This is a genomic window from Kitasatospora sp. NPDC058162 (genome assembly GCF_042884005.1).
Taxonomy (GTDB): Bacteria; Actinomycetota; Actinomycetes; order Streptomycetales; family Streptomycetaceae; genus Kitasatospora.
Genome location: NZ_JBHVUS010000051.1, coordinates 22048 through 41638, shown reverse-complemented (window position 1 = coordinate 41638; position 19591 = coordinate 22048). Strand labels below are relative to the sequence as shown.

Annotated in this window: 22 protein-coding genes; 11 read left to right on the top strand and 11 right to left on the bottom strand. The window is 73.2% G+C overall.

The features are described from left to right. Window positions 1-115: 115 nt before the first annotated feature. Both ACFVXG_RS42940 and ACFVXG_RS42935 read right to left on the bottom strand, forming a co-directional pair. Window positions 116-325, bottom strand: a complete 210-nt coding sequence (locus ACFVXG_RS42940; RefSeq protein WP_387935944.1) for a DUF397 domain-containing protein — start codon at window positions 323-325, stop codon at window positions 116-118. Continuing rightward, window positions 322-1176 carry a helix-turn-helix domain-containing protein gene (locus tag ACFVXG_RS42935; protein ID WP_387935943.1) on the bottom strand — a complete coding sequence of 285 codons (855 nt, stop codon included), beginning with the start codon at window positions 1174-1176 and terminating at the stop codon, window positions 322-324. Before ACFVXG_RS42935 ends, ACFVXG_RS42940 begins: the two co-directional genes overlap by 4 nt. Window positions 1177-1423: 247 nt before the next feature. Here ACFVXG_RS42935 and ACFVXG_RS42930 point away from each other — a divergent pair, with 247 nt between their 5' ends. Genes ACFVXG_RS42930 through ACFVXG_RS42915 form a run of 4 tightly spaced genes read left to right on the top strand, consistent with a single transcriptional unit; the run spans window position 1424 to window position 2989 of the window. Then, a complete protein-coding gene (locus tag ACFVXG_RS42930) occupies window positions 1424-1816 on the top strand; it encodes an ATP-binding protein (RefSeq protein WP_387935942.1) in 393 nt (130 codons plus the stop codon). Next, entirely contained in the window at window positions 1813-1989 is a 177-nt protein-coding gene (locus tag ACFVXG_RS42925) for a hypothetical protein (protein WP_387935941.1), read from the top strand. The genes ACFVXG_RS42930 and ACFVXG_RS42925 overlap by 4 nt, the downstream gene beginning before the upstream one ends. Window positions 1990-2045: 56 nt before the next feature. Then, entirely contained in the window at window positions 2046-2486 is a 441-nt protein-coding gene (locus tag ACFVXG_RS42920; RefSeq protein ID WP_387935940.1) for a hypothetical protein, read from the top strand. A gap of 56 nt (window positions 2487-2542) precedes the next feature. Beyond that, window positions 2543-2989 (top strand): hypothetical protein, encoded by a 447-nt coding sequence (locus ACFVXG_RS42915; protein WP_387935939.1) that lies wholly within the window; start codon window positions 2543-2545, stop codon window positions 2987-2989. 6 nt (window positions 2990-2995) lie between these two features. Here the strand turns inward: ACFVXG_RS42915 and ACFVXG_RS42910 are convergent, their stop codons facing one another. Further along, window positions 2996-3418 carry a tautomerase family protein gene (locus ACFVXG_RS42910; protein WP_387935938.1) on the bottom strand — a complete coding sequence of 141 codons (423 nt, stop codon included), beginning with the start codon at window positions 3416-3418 and terminating at the stop codon, window positions 2996-2998. Window positions 3419-3454: 36 nt separating this feature from the next. Further along, entirely contained in the window at window positions 3455-4156 is a 702-nt protein-coding gene (locus ACFVXG_RS42905) for an SDR family oxidoreductase (RefSeq protein ID WP_387935937.1), read from the bottom strand. Between the two features lie 166 nt (window positions 4157-4322). Between ACFVXG_RS42905 and ACFVXG_RS42900 the strand changes: the two genes are divergently transcribed. Further along, window positions 4323-4931, top strand: a complete 609-nt coding sequence (locus ACFVXG_RS42900) for a TetR/AcrR family transcriptional regulator (protein ID WP_387935936.1) — start codon at window positions 4323-4325, stop codon at window positions 4929-4931. A gap of 112 nt (window positions 4932-5043) precedes the next feature. Here the strand turns inward: ACFVXG_RS42900 and ACFVXG_RS42895 are convergent, their stop codons facing one another. Both ACFVXG_RS42895 and ACFVXG_RS42890 read right to left on the bottom strand, forming a co-directional pair. Beyond that, window positions 5044-5469 carry an SRPBCC family protein gene (locus tag ACFVXG_RS42895; RefSeq protein WP_387935935.1) on the bottom strand — a complete coding sequence of 142 codons (426 nt, stop codon included), beginning with the start codon at window positions 5467-5469 and terminating at the stop codon, window positions 5044-5046. Window positions 5470-5567: 98 nt separating this feature from the next. Then, a complete protein-coding gene (locus tag ACFVXG_RS42890; RefSeq protein ID WP_387935934.1) occupies window positions 5568-6050 on the bottom strand; it encodes an SRPBCC family protein in 483 nt (160 codons plus the stop codon). A 61-nt stretch (window positions 6051-6111) separates the two neighbouring features. Between ACFVXG_RS42890 and ACFVXG_RS42885 the strand changes: the two genes are divergently transcribed. The 3 genes from ACFVXG_RS42885 (at window position 6112) to ACFVXG_RS42875 (ending at window position 8032) form a co-directional block, all read left to right on the top strand. Continuing rightward, the gene (locus ACFVXG_RS42885) at window positions 6112-6705 is read left to right on the top strand and encodes a TetR family transcriptional regulator (RefSeq protein WP_387935933.1); all 594 of its coding nucleotides are present in this window, start codon (window positions 6112-6114) and stop codon (window positions 6703-6705) included. 110 nt (window positions 6706-6815) lie between these two features. After that, window positions 6816-7475, top strand: coding sequence for a formylglycine-generating enzyme family protein (locus tag ACFVXG_RS42880; protein WP_387935932.1), 660 nt, complete (start codon window positions 6816-6818; stop codon window positions 7473-7475). A gap of 35 nt (window positions 7476-7510) precedes the next feature. Beyond that, a complete protein-coding gene (locus tag ACFVXG_RS42875; RefSeq protein ID WP_387935931.1) occupies window positions 7511-8032 on the top strand; it encodes a GNAT family N-acetyltransferase in 522 nt (173 codons plus the stop codon). Between the two features lie 32 nt (window positions 8033-8064). On the opposite strand, the gene ACFVXG_RS42870 is transcribed toward ACFVXG_RS42875, so the two are convergent. After that, the gene (locus tag ACFVXG_RS42870) at window positions 8065-8988 is read right to left on the bottom strand and encodes an aminoglycoside phosphotransferase family protein (protein WP_387935930.1); all 924 of its coding nucleotides are present in this window, start codon (window positions 8986-8988) and stop codon (window positions 8065-8067) included. A gap of 44 nt (window positions 8989-9032) precedes the next feature. Next, window positions 9033-9599 (bottom strand): redox-sensitive transcriptional activator SoxR, encoded by a 567-nt coding sequence (soxR, locus tag ACFVXG_RS42865; protein WP_387935929.1) that lies wholly within the window; start codon window positions 9597-9599, stop codon window positions 9033-9035. A gap of 56 nt (window positions 9600-9655) precedes the next feature. Between soxR and ACFVXG_RS42860 the strand changes: the two genes are divergently transcribed. Next, complete coding sequence (locus ACFVXG_RS42860; protein WP_387935928.1) at window positions 9656-10369, top strand: transketolase; 714 nt, start codon at window positions 9656-9658, stop codon at window positions 10367-10369. Window positions 10370-10506: 137 nt separating this feature from the next. Continuing rightward, window positions 10507-11400 carry a transketolase family protein gene (locus ACFVXG_RS42855; RefSeq protein WP_387935927.1) on the top strand — a complete coding sequence of 298 codons (894 nt, stop codon included), beginning with the start codon at window positions 10507-10509 and terminating at the stop codon, window positions 11398-11400. Window positions 11401-11449: 49 nt separating this feature from the next. On the opposite strand, the gene treZ is transcribed toward ACFVXG_RS42855, so the two are convergent. The 3 genes from treZ to glgX form a co-directional block, all read right to left on the bottom strand. Next, window positions 11450-13186, bottom strand: a complete 1737-nt coding sequence (gene treZ, locus ACFVXG_RS42850; protein ID WP_387935961.1) for a malto-oligosyltrehalose trehalohydrolase — start codon at window positions 13184-13186, stop codon at window positions 11450-11452. Window positions 13187-13205: 19 nt separating this feature from the next. Continuing rightward, a complete protein-coding gene (gene treY / locus ACFVXG_RS42845) occupies window positions 13206-15656 on the bottom strand; it encodes a malto-oligosyltrehalose synthase (RefSeq protein ID WP_387935926.1) in 2451 nt (816 codons plus the stop codon). A 71-nt stretch (window positions 15657-15727) separates the two neighbouring features. Continuing rightward, window positions 15728-17875 carry a glycogen debranching protein GlgX gene (gene glgX / locus ACFVXG_RS42840; protein ID WP_387935925.1) on the bottom strand — a complete coding sequence of 716 codons (2148 nt, stop codon included), beginning with the start codon at window positions 17873-17875 and terminating at the stop codon, window positions 15728-15730. A 402-nt stretch (window positions 17876-18277) separates the two neighbouring features. Here glgX and ACFVXG_RS42835 point away from each other — a divergent pair, with 402 nt between their 5' ends. Then, on the top strand, window positions 18278-19552 hold the full coding sequence (locus ACFVXG_RS42835; protein ID WP_387935924.1) for an SAV2148 family HEPN domain-containing protein: 1275 nt from the start codon (window positions 18278-18280) through the stop codon (window positions 19550-19552). Window positions 19553-19591: the final 39 nt, after the last annotated feature.

Genomic DNA, 19591 nt, shown 5'->3' with positions numbered 1-19591 from the left:
TAAATACACCCCCAAAATCGCCGCCCGCTTCTGTTGTTTATACGACACCGCCTCCTGGTGCTGCCTGTGGGGCGGGGGCTGCCCCGCGCCGGGCGGGGCAGCCCACGGTACTGGGTCAGTTGGTGGTCGGGAACTCGCATGCTCGGATACCGGCCACGAAGGCCTGCCAGGCCTCGGGGGTGAAGCCGAGGGCCGGGCCGTGGGGGTCCTTGCTGTCGCGGACCGGGACTATGTTGTCGAGCTCGTCGGCGATCTCGATGCAGTCGCCCTGACCGTTGCTGTAAGTGCTCTTGCGCCAGCTGGCGTTCCGGAATTCGTGATTCATGGGGCGTACTCCTCTGCGACTTCCCTCAACCATGCGATGGATCTCTCGGGCTGGACCGACGACGCCATGAGGCGGTGGAAGGCGTCCTCGTGGCGGGCGATCTCGTGAGGCCGTTCCGAGTAGATGCTGCTTGTGGTCGCCTCGGAGTACGCCACGCTGCCGGGGATGTCGTTGAACGAGAGGATGGAGAACGAAGCGCCCATGGCCGCGTGTGCACCTGCGGAGAACGGCAGGACCTGAATGGTGATGTGTGGATGCTCATCCGCCATTGCGGCAAGGTGATTCAACTGCTCAGCCATGGTCTGACTGCCGCCGACCGGGCGCCGTATGACGGCCTCGCCGATGATCGCCCACAGCTGCGGAGGCTCGCGGCGATCGAGGATCCGCTGGCGATCCATCCGCAGGGCGACGCGCCGATCCACTTCTTCGGCGGATTCGGTCGGGTTCATCGCCCGGATCACGTGCCGCGCATATTCCTCGGTCTGTAGAAGGCCTGGAACCAGCTCGCACTGATAGGTCTCGATCTTCGCGGCGTCGGACTCGAAGCCCACATAGGCGCGGAACCAATCCGGCAACGCCTCGCCATACGCGTGCCACCAACCTTGCTGGCGGCTCTGGCGCGTCAGGCTGAGGAAGTGCTTCACCTCATCGGACGAAGTGACGCCGTAGTGGGCCAAGAGCTTCGCGGCGTCACGCTCTTGTAGTGGTACCAGCCCGCTCTCGATGCGGCTCAGCTTCGAGGCGGACCAACCCAGGGCAGCGGCCACGTCCTTGGCGTTCAGCTCGCACGATGCGCGCAACTTGCCGAGCTCGCCGCCGAGCCTACGCCGCAGCACGGTCGGACTGCTCATGCGTCACACTCCCTGGCCGGTCGCTTCCTTGCATAGTTTGCCATCACTCCCGGAGTCCAATCTCGGTTAATGATCGAGCAATTGCTTGGTGCGAGCAGTTGCATGCAATTGCTTCGCCAGGGCATGCTACAGGGAGTAGCCCTTCGGGTCGTCTGGGTGATCTCGACTGGTCTACCGCCGGGCATTCCTTTGCCTCCGCCCGGTCGTCGCATGGCTTCAACCCCTCTCCCTGGAAGGTGACTTCGCCATGTCTCGAACCTCCTCCACCATCTGGCTCCCGCGCAGCCGCCGCTCGCCCGCGATCGCGCGCCAGCGGCTCGCGGCCCTCCTCTCCTCCACCCCGCACGGCGAGCGCTTCCTCGACTCCGGGCTCGTCGTCACCACCGAGTTCGTGACCAACGCCGTCCTGCACGGCACCCCGATCGGCCACCTCATCTACTTCGCCGTCGACGTCGACGCCACCCGTCTCCGCGTCGAGGTCCACGACGCCCGGGGTGACCGCCTCCCCTCCCTCTCCTCGCCCGGTCTCGACGGCGAGACCGGGCGAGGCCTCCAACTCGTCGACTCGCTCACCAAGCGCTGGGGCTGCTGCCCGCGCCGGCCCATCGGCAAGATCGTGTGGGGCGAGGTGGCCGCGTGATCGACGTCCTCCGCGACTTCTGGTTCCAGCACTGTTCTCGCGCTCCCGTTGCCCGGCTCCTCAGGGCTGAACGGCGGCGTCTCAATGCCGAGCTGGCCTGTCGGCTGCCCGGTGCCGCTGCTGCCGTCCGTCGACAGCTGCTCGCGGCGATCGGGGACGCTGAATCCTCCTGATTGGCCCACGCCTCTCGCGTGTTACGTTTGAACGCGTTCAAAGGAGGGGCGGAGGTATGGCAGTGGTGCCCGCGAGTGCGCGGTGGTTGGCCGGGGTGGCGAGTGTGGTGTTCCTGGCGCCGCAGGTGCTGATCGCGCCGACGTACGGGGTCGGCCTGCGGCTCTTCCTCTCCGCCGTCGGACTGCTGACCGGCGCGGCCTGCGCAGTGCCCGTCTTCTACCGGCGCCAGGACCGGTTCCGGGTCGCGTGTGCGGCGGCCGGGTTCACGGTGGCCGGTGTGTGGGTGCCGTTGCTGATCCTCGGCCTGCTGGCCGTGCTCTTGCTGGGCGGATGGGCCTGGTTCCTGGCGTTCCTGTTCATGCCGGTAGCGGCGATCAGCGCGCTGATCGCCGCCTTCCAGCGGGCACGGGGGCCGGAGCACGGCCGGGCGGCGGTCGCCCTCGGCTGGGTTGCCGCAGGGGTCTCGGTGGCCGGCTGGGTCGTTCTGGCCCTTTAGCGGGCAGCGCTCTTCAATGACTGCCCGGTCGGGCGCTACGTGGGTACCGTCGGCCCGTGATCGATCATGGAATCGCCTTTCCCCAGTTCCGGCTGCATGTCGTGCCCGCCGTCGTCTCGCTGGCCAGCCTGACCTGGCAGCGGGAAGTGTGGCTCGACCGTGGGCAGTTCGAGGACCTCGACCACGTCGTGCATGTGCTCTTCGACGACTTCTGTGACGCGGACGAACCCGAGCGCCATCTCGGCCTGAGCCTGCGCACCGAGGAGGAGGTCGCGCTGATGGCCCGGCTCGGTGCCGCGTACGGCGCGGTGCAGGACGCGGTCGGCGCCCAGGCCCCCGACGAGGTCTTCCTGGGTGCCCCGGGCTGGCCCGACGTCGTTTCGGCGGCGGCCCGGCTCGCCCAGGTGATGCTGGGCAACGACTACCTGGCTATGGCGAAGCTGCACGAGGCCGGCCACACCTGGCCGCCCGGCACCGGTCGGGTGCCGGGCGGCGACTCCTAGGGTCGGTCAGTACGGGATCGGGCGGTTCTCCTTGACCCACAGCTGTTCGGCCTCGCTGTTGGACGGGGGCGGGGAGATCCCGTCCATCATCCACAGGTCGCGGGGCGTCTCGTCGACGTGGAACTCGCAGTACAGGCCGCGATCGGTGGTGTGGGGCGCGAGGACGGCGGCGAGCGCCTCCCGGGTGCGCTTGCGCAGGTCGGGGTCCTCGGTGTGGCGGGCGATGTGCTCGACCACGATCCGTACCGCGTCCTGGGTGGGCTGGTCGCCGACGTGGAAGTCGTCGGCGCCGATCTCGTGGAACAGCGTCATCACGTAGAACTTCGGCAGCCCGAAGCGGGTGTAGATGCCGGTGATGTCGGCGGCCATCCGCTGCTTCTGCTCGGGGCTGTAGGTGCCGGGAGGGTGGTAGACGTGCCACAGGGGCATGGGTGTGCTCCTCGGTGAAGGTGGTGGGGTCCGGACTCAGCGGCGGAAGGGGACGGTCAGGCCCTCCACCGGCCCGGCGAGCGCGGCCTTGAACGACCGGGAGATGTCGTCGACGAGGACTTCGCGGTCGCCGCGCTCGATGCCGTCCAGCACGATGCGGGCGACCTCGGCGGCCGGGAGCTTGTCGACGGGCAGAGCAGCCACCATCTCGGTGTCAGCGAAGCCCAGGTGCACGCCGACGACCTGGGTGTGCTGGGCGGCGAGCTCCAGGCGCAGGGAGTTGGTGAGCGACCACAGGGCCGCCTTGGAGGCTCCGTACGCGCCCGCGCCCGCGCCCCAGGACAGCGCGGAGTGGATGTCGACCAGCGCCCCGCCGCCGCGGGCGGCCAGGACGGGCGCGAAGGCGCGGGCGATGCGCAGCGGGCCGAGGACGTTGGTGTCGAAGGTGTCCTGGACGAGCCGCAGGTCGGCGGTCAGCAGGCCGCCCGGGTGCAGGACGCCGGCGTTGTTGAAGACGATGTCGACGTCCTGGGCCCGCTCGGCGAGGGCGGCCACCGAGGCGTCGTCGGTGACGTCCAGGGCGAGGGTCTCCACCCGGGCGTCCTCGCTGGGGGAGGGGGTGCGGGCGGTGGCGTAGACCTTCGTCGCGCCGCGTGCCAGCAGTTCCCCGACGAACGCCCGGCCGAGGCCGCGGAGGCCTCCGGTGACCAGGACGGTGGAGCCTTCGATCACGGTCATGTGCGTGTTCCTTGCTCTCGGGAAGGGCGGTGCCCCGCTGCCGGGTCATCGCGCTTTTAGATTATGGCCATCATCTAAAATGGGCAAGGAGGTCCGGATGGGAGAGTGGGAGCACCACCAGGGGACCGCCAGGACACCACCACAGGACGACGAAGGGAGCGCGGACATGCCCCGCGTCTCACGCGCCGAGGCCGAACGCCACCGTCAGGACGTCATCGACCACACCGCCAGGCTGATCCGGGAGAAGGGCTCCGAGCAGGTCAGCGTCCCCCAGGCGATGGCCGCGGCCGGGCTCACCCACGGCGGCTTCTACCGGCACTTCTCATCCAAGGACGACCTCGTCGCCCAAGCCCTCACCGCAGCCTTCGCCGAACGCCGCGAGGCCATGGACGACCTCGTGGACCAGCGCATGGACGACCCCTCGGGCGAACAGCGCACCCCCCGAGCCGAGTTCCTCGCTCGCTACCTCTCCACCCTCCACCGCGACCACCCCGGCCAGGGCTGCGCCGCCGCCGCGCTGGCCGCCGACGCGGCCCGCGCCGAACCCGGCGCCCCGCTGCGCACCGCCTTCACGGCCGGACTGCGCGACCTGGTCGACGGCTTCCAGCAGCTGCCCGACCCCGAGGGGCGCGAGGCGGCGCTCGCCGACCTGTCGACGATGGTCGGCGCGCTGATGCTCTCCCGGGCGAGCGACGATCCGGGCCTGTCCGCCGAGCTCCTCGCCGCGGCCCGGCGCCGCCTGACCTCGCCGGGTGGGGACGCACCGACGGCGTAGGGCGGGGGCCTGCTGGGCGGGGGCCTGCGCACGAGAAGTCGGCCAGGTCGACTTCTCGTGCAGCCCCCGGCGTCCGTCGTCCGCCCGTCCGCCGCCCGTCCGCCCGTCCGGCTCAGCCCGCGAAGCGCTCCCGCAGGGCGGCCAGGCCGGCGGTGAAGACGCCGTGCACGCGCTCGGTGGACTCCTTGCGGTGCTCCGCCTCGATGTCGTACGTGACGCTCCACTCCACGAAACCGGCGTTCAGCTCGGTCACCGGGGTGACCCGCAGGGTGGCGCGGTAGCGGTCGAAGTGGAAGGTGCCGTCGGGGAAGCTGTAGGTGTAGGCGCGGGCCTCGTCGTCGTAGGCGACCAGCGTCTCGTGCAGGACGACGCCGTCGGGCAGCTCGAACACCCGGACCGCGCCGATCGCGTTGCCCGTCAGCTCGTTGCCGAGCCGGCTCGCGGGCAGGTGGGGGTGCCACTCGCCGAGGGCGTGGAAGTCCCCGACCAGCTCCCAGACCCGCTCGGCCGGGGCCTCCACCACCGTGCTGACCGTCATGACCGCCATGGCCGTCGCCGCCCTTCGTCCGCTGATCCCGTTGGTAGGGAACCATCCTGGCGGTGCGTCAGGCGCCGACGCCAGGGGGCGTGCCGTGGTCAGCGGTGGGCCAGCCGGCGCAGCAGTCGTACGGGGGCGCCCCATCGCGCCGGGGACTCCACGGCGGCGCCGCAGGCGCGGACGGCCCGGTCGAGGGAGTCCTCGAGCAGGGCGTCGTGCAGCCAGCGGAAGGCCAGCGGCCAGCTCAGCCGCCCCGCGCCGTGCAGCCGCATCGCGATGGTGTGGCGCAGCAGCGAACCGCCGCTCGCGGGCTGGACGGTGAACTCGTGGAACCCGTCGAACCCGCGCGGCCCGCTGAACCGGAACCGCACCCACCGACCCGGCTGGTACCCGACGACCTGGTAGCGGACCGGCCCGTGCCCGCCGGCGGCGCCGACCGCGAGCGGGCCGTCGAGCTGCAGCGGGGGCCAGTCGGAGCCGGGCCAGAGCCGGTCGTCCGGGCCGGCGAGGCCGTCGAGGAGTGCGCCGACCGTCGACTCCGGGGCCGGGATGGTGCGTTCGTGGATGTTGAGCACGGCCACAGTGGATCCTCCTGGTTTTGGATGGGTCCCTCCAATTGAATTGGAGAGTACTCTCCATTGCATGCCCAGGCCACCCCGCCACGACGAAGCCACCCTCCTCGACGCCGCCGTCCGCCTCGCGGCCGTCGGCGGACCGGCCGCCGTCACGATGTCCGCCGTGGCCCGCGAGAGCGGCGCGCCCAACGGCTCCGTCTACCACCGCTTCCCCCAACGCTCCGCCCTGCTGGCCGAGTTGTGGCTGCGGACGCTGGGGGAGTTCCATGACAGCTACCTGCCGGTCTTCGCCGAGCACGCCGAGCCGCGGCTGATCGCCGGGGCGGCGGCCCGCCAGGTCGTCGCCTGGAGCCGGGCGAACCGGGAGCGGGCCGTCGTCCTGCTGCACGGCGCGGAGGCCTTCGGCCGGGCCGAGTGGCCGGAGGAGCAGCTGCGGCGCGAACGGCAGGCCGGGCGGCGGGTGCGGCAGGCGGTGGAGGGCCTCGCCGAGCGGCTCGGCGCCGTGACGCCGCTGGACCTCGACCGGGTCACCCTCGCCGTGGTCGGCCTGCCGCTCGCCGTCGTCCGGGGCCACCTGCACGCGGGCACCCCGCTGCCCGCCCACGCGGAGGAGCTGGCCGAGCGCGGGGCGATCGACCTGCTGGGCGGAATCGAGCGGTAGGGCGGCCGGGCGGTGCGGCGGGACCTGAGGCGTGTCTGACAATTCCCGCCGGGCGCGCGCTGATCCGACGCGAATTGTCAGACACGCCCTGGCCCGTAGGATCGCCGATCATGGAACCCCGTACCGGACCGATCGTCGTTCCGCCCGGCCGCGTCACGCTCTCCGACCGCCGCACCCAGCGGAGTTGGAGCATCGAGGTGGCCCCCTTCGAGCTGGCGCCCTGTCCGGTCACCCGCGAGCAGTACGAGGGCCTCACCGGCGACCGCCGCCCCGCGCACAGCGTCTCCTGGCTCGACGCCGTCCGGTACTGCAACGAGCTCTCCCGGCGCGAGGGCCTCGCCCCCGCCTACGTGGTGGACGGCGAGGACGTCGTCTGGGACCGTGGCGCCGACGGCCACCGGCTGCCGACCGAGGCCGAATGGGAGCACGCCTGCCGCGCCGGGACCGACGGCCCGCGCTACGGCCCGCTGGACGAGATCGCCTGGCATCGCGGCAACTCCGGCGAGCACCCGCACCCGGTCGGCGGGCTGCGGCCCAACGCCTACGGGCTGTACGACCTGCTCGGCAACGTGTGGGAGTGGTGCTGGGACCTCTACGACCCCGAGGTGTACGGCAGTTACCGCGTCCTGCGCGGCGGCGGCTGGTTCGACGAGCACTGGAGCTGCCGCGCCTCCGTCCGCCGCCGCAGCCACCCGACCCTGCGGATCGACGACGTCGGCTTCCGGCTCGCCCGGTCCGTCTCCACCGCTTCCCCTGTCGCCTCGACCTGAGGAACGGTCAAACGATCTCCGTCGTTGGCGCCTTCATGGACCCAGAGAAGATCTTCCTCCGCCCGATGACCGAAGCCGACCTCACCGCCCTGGGCGGGATGGTGAACGACCCCGGGGCACTGGGCGAGTTCCAGTGGTTCGGCTGGGCGGACCCGGAGCGCTTCCGCCGCCGCTGGGCCGAGTGTGGGCTGCTGAGCGAGGAGCAGTCGATCTTCGCCGTCGCCACCGAGGGCGAGTTCCTCGGCTTCGTCGCCGCCACCCGCAAGGCCGCGCGGCCGAACACCCCGTACTGGAGCATCGGCGCGCAGCTGATGCCGCAGGCGCGGGGCCGGGGCGTCGGAACCCAGGCCCACCGCCTGCTGGTGGACTACCTGTTCGCGCACACCACGGCGGTACGGGTGGAGGCGGACACCGACATCGGCAACCTCGCCGAGCAGCGGGTCCTGGAGAAGCTGGGCTTCACCCGCGAGGGCGTCCACCGGTCGATGGTCTTCCGCGCCGGGCAGTGGCGCGACGCGGTGTTCTACAGCCTGCTGCGCACCGACCCGAGGCCCTGACCCGAGGCCCTCAGTCGGCCCTCAGTCGCCCCTCAGTCGACCCCGAACCACTCCTCGGCGAGGTCGTCCAGCGTCCGCGCCGAGGGCTTCAACTCCCGTAGGTACCACGGCAGGTTGCTGTACACGTGCAGCAGCGTGTACGCCATCAGCAGGCGCGGCTCGAAGGGGCGGCCGTAGGCGGTGAGCAGCCGCCCGAGCAGGTGCGGGTCGGCGCGGGTGGTGAACAGGCCGACGGCGACCAGGTCGTAGGCCGGGTCCCCGACCATCGCGGGCTCGAAGTCGATCAGGCCGGTGAGCCGCCAGCCGCCGGCCGGGTCGGTGATCAGGTGCTCGCGCATGAACTCGGTGTGCAGCAGGGCGCGTTGCGGGGTGGACGGGAGCGGGGCGGCGGCCAGGAAGTCCGGGATCTGCTCCGACCAGGCCTCCGGCAGGCCGTGTTCGCGCTGGCGGGCGAGGGCGCCCGCGCGCTGCCGGGCCAGGAAGGCCGGCCAGTCGCCGGGCGCGAGGGCGGCGGCGAGCGGCTCCGCGTCCAGGGCGTGCAGGGCGGCGAGCGCCTCGCCGCAGTCGTGGGCGATCCGCTCGCGCCCGGCCTGCGGGACGCGCGGCCAGGCGGGGGCCAGGCCCTCGCCGTGCAGGCGGGACATCAGCACGTAGCGCCAGCCGTTGACGTACTCGCCGGCTGCCCGGACCGCGGGGGTGGGGATCGGCAGCGCGCCGTCCAGGAAGGCCAGGACGCGCTGCTCGGCCAGGCCGTCCCGGGCGGAGGCCGCCGGGAACAGTTTGAGCACGTGCTCGGAGCCCACCGCGTAGACCGGGACGGACCCCTCCGCGAAGCGTTCCAGCGGCAGCCCGCCGACGCCGAGGCGCGCGCACAGCGCCTCGGCGCCCGGGCGCATCACCGACTCGTCGGGGACGACCGACGCCCACTGCTCGTCCGTCTCCACCAGGGGCAGCATGCCTGCACCGTAGGCACACCAACGGCCCGGTGGCAAAGGCTTTTTCAGCGTGTTTCGCGTCGGGTGCCGCAGCCGCTCGGGAGGTCCGCCGGGACCGGCTCCGGCCCGCCGTCCGGGTCGCGGGTGAGCAGGTAGCGGGCGCCCGGTCCGGTCTTGGCGGCGCGGTCGTCGGCGTTGTACAGGGCGCAGCGGGTGAGCGAGAGGCAGCCGCAGCCGATGCAGCCGGTGAGCTTGGCCTTGAGCCGTTCGAGTTCGGCGATCTGCTCGTCGATCCGGCTCTGCCAGGACTCGGCGACGACGTCCCACTCGGTGCCGCTGGGGGCGGGGCGCTCGGGCAGCCGGTCGAGGGCGACCCGGGCCTCGTCCAGGGACAGGCCGACCCGCTGGGCGGCCCGGACGAAGGCGACCCGGCGCAGCGTGCCGCGCGGGTAGCGGCGCTGGCCGCCGGCGGTGCGGGTGGCGTGGATCAGGCCGAGGCTCTCGTAGTAGCGCAGTGCGGAGTGGGCCAGCCCGCTGCGGGCGGCCAGCTGGCCGATGGTGAGCAGGTCGCCGGAGCGCGGGCCGGCGGGGCGCGGGCCGGCGGTGCGGCCGCTGCTGGGTATCGCGGTCATGGGCACTCACTGTAGCCGCTTGACCTCAAGTTCGCTTTAAGTTGCACGATCGACGCATGACGACGACTACCAGTACGGAAACCGTGAGCCGGGCCCGTTTCGCGGACCTGCCGGGCCTGATGGCCCTGATGACCGGCGACGAGAAGCACGGCCCCGCCGCCACCTCCACCCTGGACGCCCTGTGGGTCCTCTACGACCGGGTGCTGCGGGTCTCCCCGGACACCGCCGACGCCCAGGACCGTGACCGCTTCCTGCTCTCCAAGGGTCACGGCCCGATGGCCTACTACGCCGTACTCGCGGCCAAGGGCTTCCTCGATCCGGCCGTGCTGCCGAGCTTCGGCGGCTACGACTCGCCGCTCGGCCACCACCCGGACCGCACCCTGCTGCGCGGGGTGGAGATCGCCTCCGGCTCGCTCGGCCACGGCCTGCCGCTGGGCGTGGGCACCGCGCTCGGGCTGCGGGCCCAGGGGCTGGCGGACCCGGCGGTGTGGGTGCTGGTCGGCGACGCCGAGTTCGACGAGGGCTCCAACCACGAGGCGGTGGCCTTCGCCGGTGCGTACGGCCTGGACCGGCTGCACGTGGTGGTGATCGACAACTCCTCGGCCACCCACGGCTGGCGGGGCGGCATCGCCCAGCGCTTCGCCGCCGAGGGGTGGTCCACCGAGACCGTCGACGGCCGCGACCACGAGGCGCTGTACCGGGCGTACACCGCCGAGCACCCGGGCCGCCCGCACGCGGTGGTCGCCCGGGTCGAGCCGAAGGACTCCTGACCGCGCCGCCGGACTCCTGACCGCGCCGCCGGACCCCTGGCCACGCCGCCGCACCCCTGACCGAGCCGTAGCCCCCCTGACCGGGCCGTAGGACTCCCGAGCACACCAACCAGAGCGCAGCGAAAGGCACTTCACCGATGGACACCATGCGCGACCGCTTCGTCGACGTCACCACCCGGCTGCTGGACGAGGACCCCCGACTGGCCGTGGTGCTCGCCGACATCACCGCCGCCGCCTTCGAGCCGGCCCGACGGCGCCACCCCGGCCGGGTGGTCAACGTCGGCATCCGCGAGCAGCTGCTGATCGGCGCGGCCGGCGGACTGGCGCTGACCGGGATGCGCCCGATCGCCCACACCTTCGCCAGCTTCCTGATCGAACGGCCTTGGGAACAGGTCAAGTTGGACCTGGTCCACCAGGGCGTCGGCGCGGTGCTGGTGAGCGCGGCCGGCTCCTACGACTGGCCGGCCGGCGGCCGTACCCACATGTCCCCGGGCGACGTCGCCCTGTTGGACACCCTGCCGGACTGGACGGTACACGTCCCCGGCCACCCGGACGAGGCCGAGCAGCTGCTGCGCGACGCCTACGCGGACGGTGACCGCAACGTGTACGTGCGGCTCTCGGCGCACCAGAACGCCGAGCCGGTCGCCGTCGAGCCCGGCCGCTTCACCACCGTCCGCACCGGCGGCCGCGGCGTGGTGCTGGCCGTCGGCCCGATGCTGGACGCGGTGCTCGCGGCCACCGCGGGCCTGGACGTCACCGTGCTGTACGCGGCGACGGTGCGCCCCTTCGACGCCGCCGGACTGCGCGCCGCGCTGGGCGACAAGGCGGACGTGGTGCTGGTGGAGCCGTACCTGGCGGGCACCTCGGCCAACGAGGCGCACGCCGCGCTGGGCGACCGCGCGCACCGGGTGCTGGCCCTGGGCGTGCCGCGCGAGGAGCACCGGCAGTACGGGTCGATCCCGGAGCACCTGGCCGCCTACGGCCTGGACGCCGCCTCGCTCCGGGACCGGATCGGCACCTTCCTCTGGTGAGGCCTCGGATTCCCCTGGTGAGGTCTCGGACCACGCGCACGGTGAGGCCTCAGACCCGGACGACCGCCACCGCGTCCGCCGCCAGCCGCACCCCCGAGTCCTCCAGCAGAGCCGCCCCGAAGGCCGCCACCAGCTCCTGCCCGGCGGCGCCCCCCAGCGGGAGCACCGCCTCGGCCGGTCCCAGGTTGACCGCGACCCGGTACGGCCCCCGGTGGACCACCAGCCAGCCCGCCGCCTCGTCGAAGGCGACCCGCACCGCGCCGAGGTCCGGCTCGGCGAGCTCCGGCCGCTCGCGCCGCAGCCGGATCAACGTCCGGTACCAGTCGAGGAGTTCGCTGTGCGGGGAGCGCCGGGGCTCGGTCCAGTCGAGCACCGACCGCAGCACGGTGGCGGGCTCCTGGGGGTCCGGGACGGCCTCGGCGGCCCAGCCGTGTCCGGTGAACTCCCGCCGCCGGCCCTGCCGGACGGCCTCCGCGAGCTCCGGGTCGGTGTGGTCGGTGAAGTACTGCCAGGGGGTGGCGGCGCCCCACTCCTCGCCCATGAACAGCATCGGGGTGAACGGCGAGGTGAGCACCAGCGCGGCGCCGCAGGCCAGTCGGCCGGGGGTCAGCGAGGTGGAGATCCGGTCCCCGAGCGCCCGGTTGCCGACCTGGTCGTGGGTCTGGAGGTAGCCGAGCAGCCGGTGGCCCGCCGATCCCGGCCCGAACGGCCGCCCGTGGCTGCGCCCCCGGAAGGAGGACCAGGTGCCGTCGTGGAAGTAGCCGCGGCGCAGCGCCTTGGCCAGGGCGGCGAGCGGCGCGGTCGCGAAGTCCCCGTAGTAGCCCTGGGATTCGCCGGTGAGCGCGCAGTGCAGGGCGTGGTGGAAGTCGTCGCTCCACTGGGCGGTGAGGCCCTGGCCGCCGGCCTCGCGGGCGGCGGTGGTGCGCGGGGTATTGAGGTCGGATTCGGCGATCAGGAACAGCGGGCGGTTCGACGTGGTCGCCAACTTCTCGACCTCGCCCACGAGTTCCTCCAGGAAATGGACGGCCCGGTCGTCGACCAGGGCGTGCACCGCGTCCAGCCGCAGGCCGTCGATCCGGTAGTCGCGCAGCCAGCCGAGCGCGCTGCCGATCAGATAGGCGCGCACCTCGTCCGAGCCGGGCGCGTCCAGGTTGACCGCGGAGCCCCACGGGGTGTGGTGCCGGTCGGTGAAGTACGGGCCGTACGCGGGGAGGTGGTTGCCGGAGGGGCCGAGGTGGTTGTGCACCACGTCGAGCACCACCCCGAGGCCCTTGCGGTGCGCGGCGTCCACGAAGCGCTTGAGCCCCTCCGGTCCGCCGTAGGGCTCGTGCACGGCCCACAGCGACACCCCGTCGTAGCCCCAGCCGTGCTTGCCGGGGAACGGGCATACCGGCATCAGTTCGACGAAGTCCACGCCCAACTCGACCAGGTGGTCGAGCTGTTCGGCGGCCGCGTCGAAGGTGCCGCGGGCGGTGAAGGTGCCGATGTGCAGCTCGTAGAGCACCGCGCCGGGCAGCGCGCGGCCGCGCCAGCCGGTCCGCGACCAGCGGAAGCCGGCGTGGTCCACCGCCCGGCTGGGGCCGTCGGGGCCGTACGGCTGGTGGGGCGAGCGCGGGTCGGGCAGCGGCGGGCCGCCGTCGAGCCGGAAGGCGTAGTCGCCCGCCGGGGCCTGGCCGCCCCACCAGCCGTCGCGCTCCGGCTGGCGCGCCAACTCGTAGGAGCGGCCGTCCACTTCGACGTCGACCCGGCGGTTCGCGTACGGCGCCCACACCTCGTAGCGCGGCATCATCGTCCCCTCCACGGCATCATCGGCCCCTCCTCGTCAGCAGCGCCACCGGGTACGTCGCCAGCAGCTCGGCCACCGGCACCGCCCCGGCGGGGAAGTCGCGCAGCGACAGCTCGTCGGTCCAGCGGCCGCCGGCCGGCAGCTCCAGCACGGCGTCGCGCCAGCCGCCCGCCCTCGCCAGCCCGTACGGCAGCCGGGTGACGGCGGTGACCACGTCCTCGCCCCGGGCGAAGGCGAGCAGGTGCTCGGGGGCGGCCAGCGGCCGGTAGGCGCCGAGCGGGCCGGCGCGGCGCAGGTGCAGGGCGGTGGCGGTCAGGTGCAGCTTCTCCCGGGCGAGGTCGCCGGGGCGCGGGGCGGCCGCGTCGGTGAGCCGCACGGCGAGCGCGCCGAGGTCCACCACGCCCCGGTTGTCCGGGTCGACCAGGGTGTACAGCGGCTCCTCGCTGCCCTGGTAGAGGTCCGGCACGCCGGGGACGGTCAGGTGCAGGAGGGCCGCGGCGAGGGTGTTGGCCCGGGCGTACGGGGCGTGCGCCCGTACCAGGCCCTCGATCCGGGGGAGTAGCGCGGCGTCGCCGAGGACGGCGCGGGCGCGTTGCTCCAGGGCCTGCTCGTACCCGGCGTCGGGGGCGGTCCAGGAGGTGTGCAGCTTGGCCTCGCGGGCGGCCTTGAGCAGGGCGGCGACCAGCCGGTCGGGGGTGATCGGCCAGGCGGCGACCAGGGTGTGCCAGAGCAGCCAGTCGGCGTCGCGGTCCAGCCCGGGGGCGGCGGGCCCGGCGGCGGTGGACCAGGCGGCGGCCTCAGCGGCCCAGGCCTCCGGCTGCTCGGCGAGGACGGCGAGGCGGGCCCGGGCGTCGGCGCTGCGCTTGGTGTCGTGGGTGGAGAGCACCGTCATGCTGTGCGGCCAGGCGCGTTCCAGGTAGCGGCACCAGTCGTGGAAGTCGGCCGGGGGCAGCCCGGGCCGGGCGGGCTCGCCGCCGACCTCGTTGAGGCCGGGCAGCGCGTTCCAGCGGTAGAAGGCGGTGTCCTCGACGCCCTTGGCGGCCACCGCGGCGGCGGTCTGGGCGAAGCGCACGCAGAACTCGTCCTTGTCCTCGCTGCGGCCCAGCCCGCCGAGGGCGAGGGCGGCGACCAGGCGCTCGGTGGGATCCCCGGAGGTGTCCAGGACCGTCCGCAGATGGTGGTCGGAAGCCGGCTCCCCGGGCCGGGCGTACGGCCGGTACACCGGGTAGTCGGTGAGCAGCCGGCGCAGCGCCGCGCGCAGCTGCCAGGGCGCGTGGTCGGCGTGCGCGGGTTCGGCGGCGCCGATCCGCAGCGCGATCCGGACCAGCCGGTCGACCTCGGCGGTCAGCTCGCCGCCGGGCCCGGTCATCTCGGCCCGGCCGCGCCGGGCGGCGGCGACCGCCGGGTGCGGGTGCGGTTGCGGGTCCGGGCCAGGGCCGTGGGCCGGCCCGTCGTGCAGGAAGGCCTCGTACGCCCCGGCGAGCCGGCCGGCGCCGGCGCGGTCGGTGAGCACGCCGTCGATGCGGCGCAGCGCGTCGTAGCCGGTGGTGCCGGCCACCGGCCAGTCTTCGGGCAGCCGCTCCTCGCCGGTGAGGATCTTCTCGACCACGACGTAGGCCCCGCCGGTGGCGTCGGCCAGCCGGCGCAGGTAGCCGCGCGGGTCGGCGAGCCCGTCGGGGTGGTCGATCCGGAAGCCGTCCAGGACGCCCTCGGCGTGCAGCCGCAGCAGTACGGCGTGGGTGGCGGCGAAGACCTCCGGGTCCTCGACCCGGACGGCGATCAGCTCGTTGACGGTGAAGAAGCGCCGGTAGTTGAGCTCGGTGCGGGCCAGCCGCCACCAGGCGAGCCGGTACCACTGGCGGGCCAGCAGCTCGGTGAGCGGCAGCCGCGAGGTGCCCGGGCGCAGCGGCAGCTCGTGCCGGTGGTAGCGCAGCACCTCGCCGTCCACCACCAGCTGGTCGAGGACGGCGCCGAGCCGGTCGCCCAGCAGCGGCAGCAGCACCCGGCCGCGTCCCGGGGCGTCGGCGGGGCCGGGCTGGGCCGTCCAGTCGATGTCGAACCAGCGGGCGTACGGCGAGTCGGGCCCGTCCCGCAGCACCTGGCGGAGCGGCTCGTTGAGCCGTTCGGGGACGGGCACGGCCATGTGGTTGGGCACCACGTCGGCGATCAGCCGCAGGCGGTGCCGGCGGGCCTCGGCGGCCAGGGCGCGCAGCGCGTCCTCGCCGCCGAGCTGTTCGCTGATCCGGGTGTGGTCGACGGTGTCGTAGCCGTGGGTGGAGCCGGGGGCGGCCTCCAGCAGCGGGGACAGGTGCAGGTGGGAGATGCCGAGGGCGGCCAGGTAGGGGACGGCGGCGGTGGCGTCGCGCAGGGTGAAGCCGGGCTGGAGCTGGAGGCGGTAGGAGGCGGTGGGGGCGGGGGTGGGAGGGGTAGCGGCCGGGCGGGGCTGCGCGGGCTCGGCGGCGGAGGTCATAGCTCCATAGGTACCCGGCCGGGCCCGCCGCCAAGACCCGCAGCTGATCCGAACAGGTGATCGCAAGATCCCTATGCGGGTCGTTGCAGCACCATCAGCGAGCGGTCGGTGAGCCACAGCGCGTCCCCGGCCTTGACCCGCGCCCCGGTGCCGGGGGCGGGCAGCCGGGGCTGCGCGGTGTCGACCACGACCTGCCACTCCTGCCCGTGGTCGGCGGGGACGGTGAACTCCAGCGGCTCGAAGTGGGCGTTGAACATCAGCAGGAAGGAGTCGTCGACGATCCGCCCGCCGCGCCGGTCCGGTTCGGAGATGGCGTAGCCGTTGAGGAAGACGGTCAGCGACTTGGCGTAGCTGGCGCCCCAGTTGCGCTTGGTCATCTCCTCCCCGGCGGGGGTGAACCAGGCGATGTCGGTGAGGTCGTCGTAGCCGTTCGGGGCGGGGGCGGCCGTGCCGGGCCGTCCGGAGACCGGCCGCCCGTGGAAGAACCGGCGCCGGCGGAACACCGGGTGGTCGCGGCGCAGCCAGATCATCCCCTGGGTGAACTCCAGCAGCCGGGCGGCCGGGCCGTCGCCCTCCGGCCAGTGCACCCAGGCGAGTTCGTTGTCCTGGCAGTAGGCGTTGTTGTTGCCCTCCTGGGTGCGGCCGAGCTCGTCGCCGTGCGAGAGCATCGGCACGCCCTGGGAGAGCATCAGGGTGGCGATGAAGTTGCGCTGCTGGCGTGCTCGCAGCTCCTCGACGGCCGGGTCGGCGCCGGGGCCCTCGGTGCCGCAGTTCCAGGAGCGGTTGAAGGACTCGCCGTCCCGGTTGTCCTCGCCGTTGGCCTCGTTGTGCTTCTCGTTGTAGGAGACCAGGTCGCGCAGGGTGAAGCCGTCGTGGCAGGTGACGAAGTTGATGGAGGCGATCGGGCGGCGGCCGTCGTCCTGGTAGAGGTCGGAGGAGCCGGTGAGCCGGGAGCCGAACTCGGCGAGGGCGGCGTTCTCGCCGCGCCACAGGTCGCGCACGGTGTCCCGGTACATGCCGTTCCACTCCGTCCACAGCGGCGGGAAGTTGCCGACCTGGTAGCCGCCCTCGCCGAGGTCCCAGGGCTCGGCGATCAGCTTGGCCTGGGAGACCACCGGGTCCTGCTGGACCAGGTCGAAGAACGAGGACAGCCGGTCGACCTCGTGGAACTGCCGGGCCAGGGTGGCGGCGAGGTCGAAGCGGAAGCCGTCCACGTGCATCTCGGTGACCCAGTAGCGCAGCGAGTCCATGATCAGCTGGAGCACGTGGGGGCTGCGCATCAGCAGGCTGTTGCCGGTGCCGGTGGTGTCCTCGTAGAAGCGCTGGTCCCGGGCGAGGCGGTAGTAGGAGACGTTGTCCAGGCCGCGCAGCGACAGCGTCGGCCCGAGGTGGTTGCCCTCGGCGGTGTGGTTGTAGACGACGTCCAGGATCACCTCGATCCCGGCCGCGTGCAGCGCCTTGACCATCGACTTGAACTCCTGCACCTGCTGGCCGCGGTCGCCGGTGGAGGAGTAGGAGGAGTGCGGGGCGAAGAAGCCGATGGTGTTGTAGCCCCAGTAGTTGGCCAGGCCGAGGTCGCGCAGCCGGTGGTCGCGGACGAACTGGTGCACCGGCATCAGCTCGATCGCGGTGACGCCGAGCTTGGCCAGGTGCTCGATCACCGCCGGGTGGGCCAGGCCGGCGTAGCTGCCGCGGATCTCCTCGGGGATGCCCGGGTGCAGTCTGGTGAGGCCCTTGACGTGGGCCTCGTAGATGACGGTGCGGTGGTAGTCGGTGCGCGGCGGGTGGTCGGTGCCCCAGTCGAAGTACGGGTTGATGACCACCGAGTGCATGGTGTGCGGGGCGGAGTCCAGGTCGTTGCGGCGCTCGGGCGCGCCGAAGTGGTAGCCGTAGACGGACTCGTCCCAGTCGATGTGGCCGCTCATCGCCTTGGCGTACGGGTCCAGCAGCAGTTTGGCGCTGTTGTGCCGCTGGCCCAGGCCCGGGTTGTACGGGCCGTGCACCCGGAAGCCGTAGCGCTGGCCGGGCTGGACGCCCGGGAGGTAGGCGTGCCGGACGAAGGCGTCCGTCTCGCGCAGTTCGACGGCGGTCTCCGAGCCGTCCTCGGCGATCAGGCACAGTTCGATCCGGTCGGCACTCTCCGAGAACACCGCGAAGTTGGTGCCGGCCCCGTCGTAGGTGGCGCCGAGCGGGTAGGGCTTTCCGGGCCAGACCTGCATGAGTCCTCAACTTCCTTGTGGCATACGGAAACTGACGTGTAGTCCGGCACTCGGCCGACCGGCTGTCCGGACCCGGACGCTCTCTTCCCGGCCGGGCGGCCGGGCATGTGCGGCCCGAGGGTCCGTGACGCACGGCACAGCCCGCGCACTCCCCGAGATACTCCCCGAGGCCTTCCCCGGCAGCCGGGAGGTACCGCCGGGGTTGGTCCGAACGGGTGTCCGGCGGGCATTCGTGTGAAGAGTGGGGCCGATGATGCGCGCGGGCCCGTCGTCCAACCGGCTGCGGGCGGCTCGCGGCGGGCAGTACCCTTGATCGTCCGGCCGCCCCGGCCGACCGGTGCTAGTCAACGGCCCGTCAACGGTCCCCGCGCCCGCGGGGGTCAGCCGCAGATGAGGTGGCGCATGGTGTTCCCCGCTGGCGGCCGTGGCTCCGGGCCCGACGGCCCCGACCGGGGCGGCGCCCGCAGCGAGGCGCCCACGGTCGTCATGCGCCCCACCATGACCGGCCGCGCCCTCGTCCCGGCCCAGGGCGGCCCGGTGGAGGTCCCCGCGCTCGCCTGGTCGGCCGGCGAGTGGGAGGAGTCCTACCAGCGGGTCCGGCTGTCCGGCCGCGCCTACGTCTGGCTCAACCTGGTCGAACAGCGGCTGCGCTCCCTGGTCGACGAGGTGCTGCACCCCATCTACGCCCCCGCCCACGGCGAGGACTGGGTCACCGCCGCGGCCGGCCCGGCCGGCGAGGAGTGGGCCCACCGGGCCGGCGCCGTGCGCGAGGTCAGCCGCCGCAAGGGCTACCTCCTCGACCCCGCCGACGACGACCCGCTGGTCTTCCTCACCCTGCCCCAGCTGCGCGAGCTGATGGTCCAGCACTGGCCCTGCTTCGAGCCCTACCTCGCCGACCGGCGCGAGATCGAACTCGCCCTGGACGAACTGGAAGTGGCCCGGCACGTGGTCTCCCGCAACCGGGTGCTCACCCAGACCGTGCTGGCCCAGACCGAGCGCGCCGCGGCCCGGCTGCTCGCCGTCCTCGACGGCGGCGCGGGCGGGGTGCCCGCCGACGTGGTGGAGTCGCTGGTCGCCGGACGCTACGCCGACGTGGTCGCCGTGCACGCCGACCGGGTCCGGCTGCAGCGCGACCTGCCGGTCGAGGACCTGCTCGACGGCGCCCGGCGCCTGGACGCGCTCGGCATCGGCCTCGGCATGCTCTGCCAGAACTACACCGGCAAGCGCCTGGTCCGCCTGGCCGGCGAGGGCTGCCGGGTCCGGCTGCTGTTCCTCAACCCGGCGAGCAGCGCCACCCGCCGCCGGGAACGCGAACTCGGGCTCTCCCGGGGCGAGTTGTCCCGCTCGATCGAGATGAACATCATGCACGTGCGCCGGGTCCGGGCCCGGCTGCGGGACCAGGGCGGCTTCGAGATCCGGGTCTTCGACGAGACCCCGCGCTTCACCGCCTACCTGGTCGAGGGCCCCCGCCCCACCGGTCCGGTGGCCGGCCGCCGGGGCGGCCGCGACCTCGGCGTCATCCAGCCCTACCTGCGCCGCTCGCGCGGCATGGAGTCCCCGGCGCTGATCCTGCGCGGCGGCGCCGGTCAGCAGCCGGGCGGCACCGAGCCGGGGCTGCTGGAGGTCTACCGCGAGGAGTTCGAGGGGGTCTGGGCCGACTCCCGGAACGTGTCGTGACGTTCCGCATCCTGAGATATCCGCTGGTCAGGGCGGCGC

Excerpts from the sequence above, each read along its gene's own strand:
- glgX (WP_387935925.1), bottom strand. The coding sequence starts at position 17,875 with ATGCAGGTCTGGCCCGGAAAGCCCTACCCGCTCGGCGCCACCTACGAC.
- ACFVXG_RS42905 (WP_387935937.1), bottom strand. The coding sequence starts at position 4,156 with ATGACCGTGATCGAAGGCTCCACCGTCCTGGTCACCGGAGGCCTCCGC.
- ACFVXG_RS42860 (WP_387935928.1), top strand. The coding sequence starts at position 9,656 with ATGACGACGACTACCAGTACGGAAACCGTGAGCCGGGCCCGTTTCGCG.
- ACFVXG_RS42875 (WP_387935931.1), top strand. The coding sequence starts at position 7,511 with ATGGACCCAGAGAAGATCTTCCTCCGCCCGATGACCGAAGCCGACCTC.
- ACFVXG_RS42835 (WP_387935924.1), top strand. The coding sequence starts at position 18,278 with ATGGTGTTCCCCGCTGGCGGCCGTGGCTCCGGGCCCGACGGCCCCGAC.
- ACFVXG_RS42870 (WP_387935930.1), bottom strand. The coding sequence starts at position 8,988 with ATGCTGCCCCTGGTGGAGACGGACGAGCAGTGGGCGTCGGTCGTCCCC.
- treY (WP_387935926.1), bottom strand. The coding sequence starts at position 15,656 with ATGACCTCCGCCGCCGAGCCCGCGCAGCCCCGCCCGGCCGCTACCCCT.
- soxR (WP_387935929.1), bottom strand. The coding sequence starts at position 9,599 with ATGACCGCGATACCCAGCAGCGGCCGCACCGCCGGCCCGCGCCCCGCC.
- ACFVXG_RS42920 (WP_387935940.1), top strand. The coding sequence starts at position 2,046 with ATGGCAGTGGTGCCCGCGAGTGCGCGGTGGTTGGCCGGGGTGGCGAGT.
- ACFVXG_RS42935 (WP_387935943.1), bottom strand. The coding sequence starts at position 1,176 with ATGAGCAGTCCGACCGTGCTGCGGCGTAGGCTCGGCGGCGAGCTCGGC.
- ACFVXG_RS42880 (WP_387935932.1), top strand. The coding sequence starts at position 6,816 with ATGGAACCCCGTACCGGACCGATCGTCGTTCCGCCCGGCCGCGTCACG.
- ACFVXG_RS42885 (WP_387935933.1), top strand. The coding sequence starts at position 6,112 with ATGCCCAGGCCACCCCGCCACGACGAAGCCACCCTCCTCGACGCCGCC.
- treZ (WP_387935961.1), bottom strand. The coding sequence starts at position 13,186 with ATGCCGCGCTACGAGGTGTGGGCGCCGTACGCGAACCGCCGGGTCGAC.
- ACFVXG_RS42940 (WP_387935944.1), bottom strand. The coding sequence starts at position 325 with ATGAATCACGAATTCCGGAACGCCAGCTGGCGCAAGAGCACTTACAGC.
- ACFVXG_RS42895 (WP_387935935.1), bottom strand. The coding sequence starts at position 5,469 with ATGACGGTCAGCACGGTGGTGGAGGCCCCGGCCGAGCGGGTCTGGGAG.
- ACFVXG_RS42900 (WP_387935936.1), top strand. The coding sequence starts at position 4,323 with ATGCCCCGCGTCTCACGCGCCGAGGCCGAACGCCACCGTCAGGACGTC.
- ACFVXG_RS42930 (WP_387935942.1), top strand. The coding sequence starts at position 1,424 with ATGTCTCGAACCTCCTCCACCATCTGGCTCCCGCGCAGCCGCCGCTCG.
- ACFVXG_RS42910 (WP_387935938.1), bottom strand. The coding sequence starts at position 3,418 with ATGCCCCTGTGGCACGTCTACCACCCTCCCGGCACCTACAGCCCCGAG.
- ACFVXG_RS42855 (WP_387935927.1), top strand. The coding sequence starts at position 10,507 with ATGGACACCATGCGCGACCGCTTCGTCGACGTCACCACCCGGCTGCTG.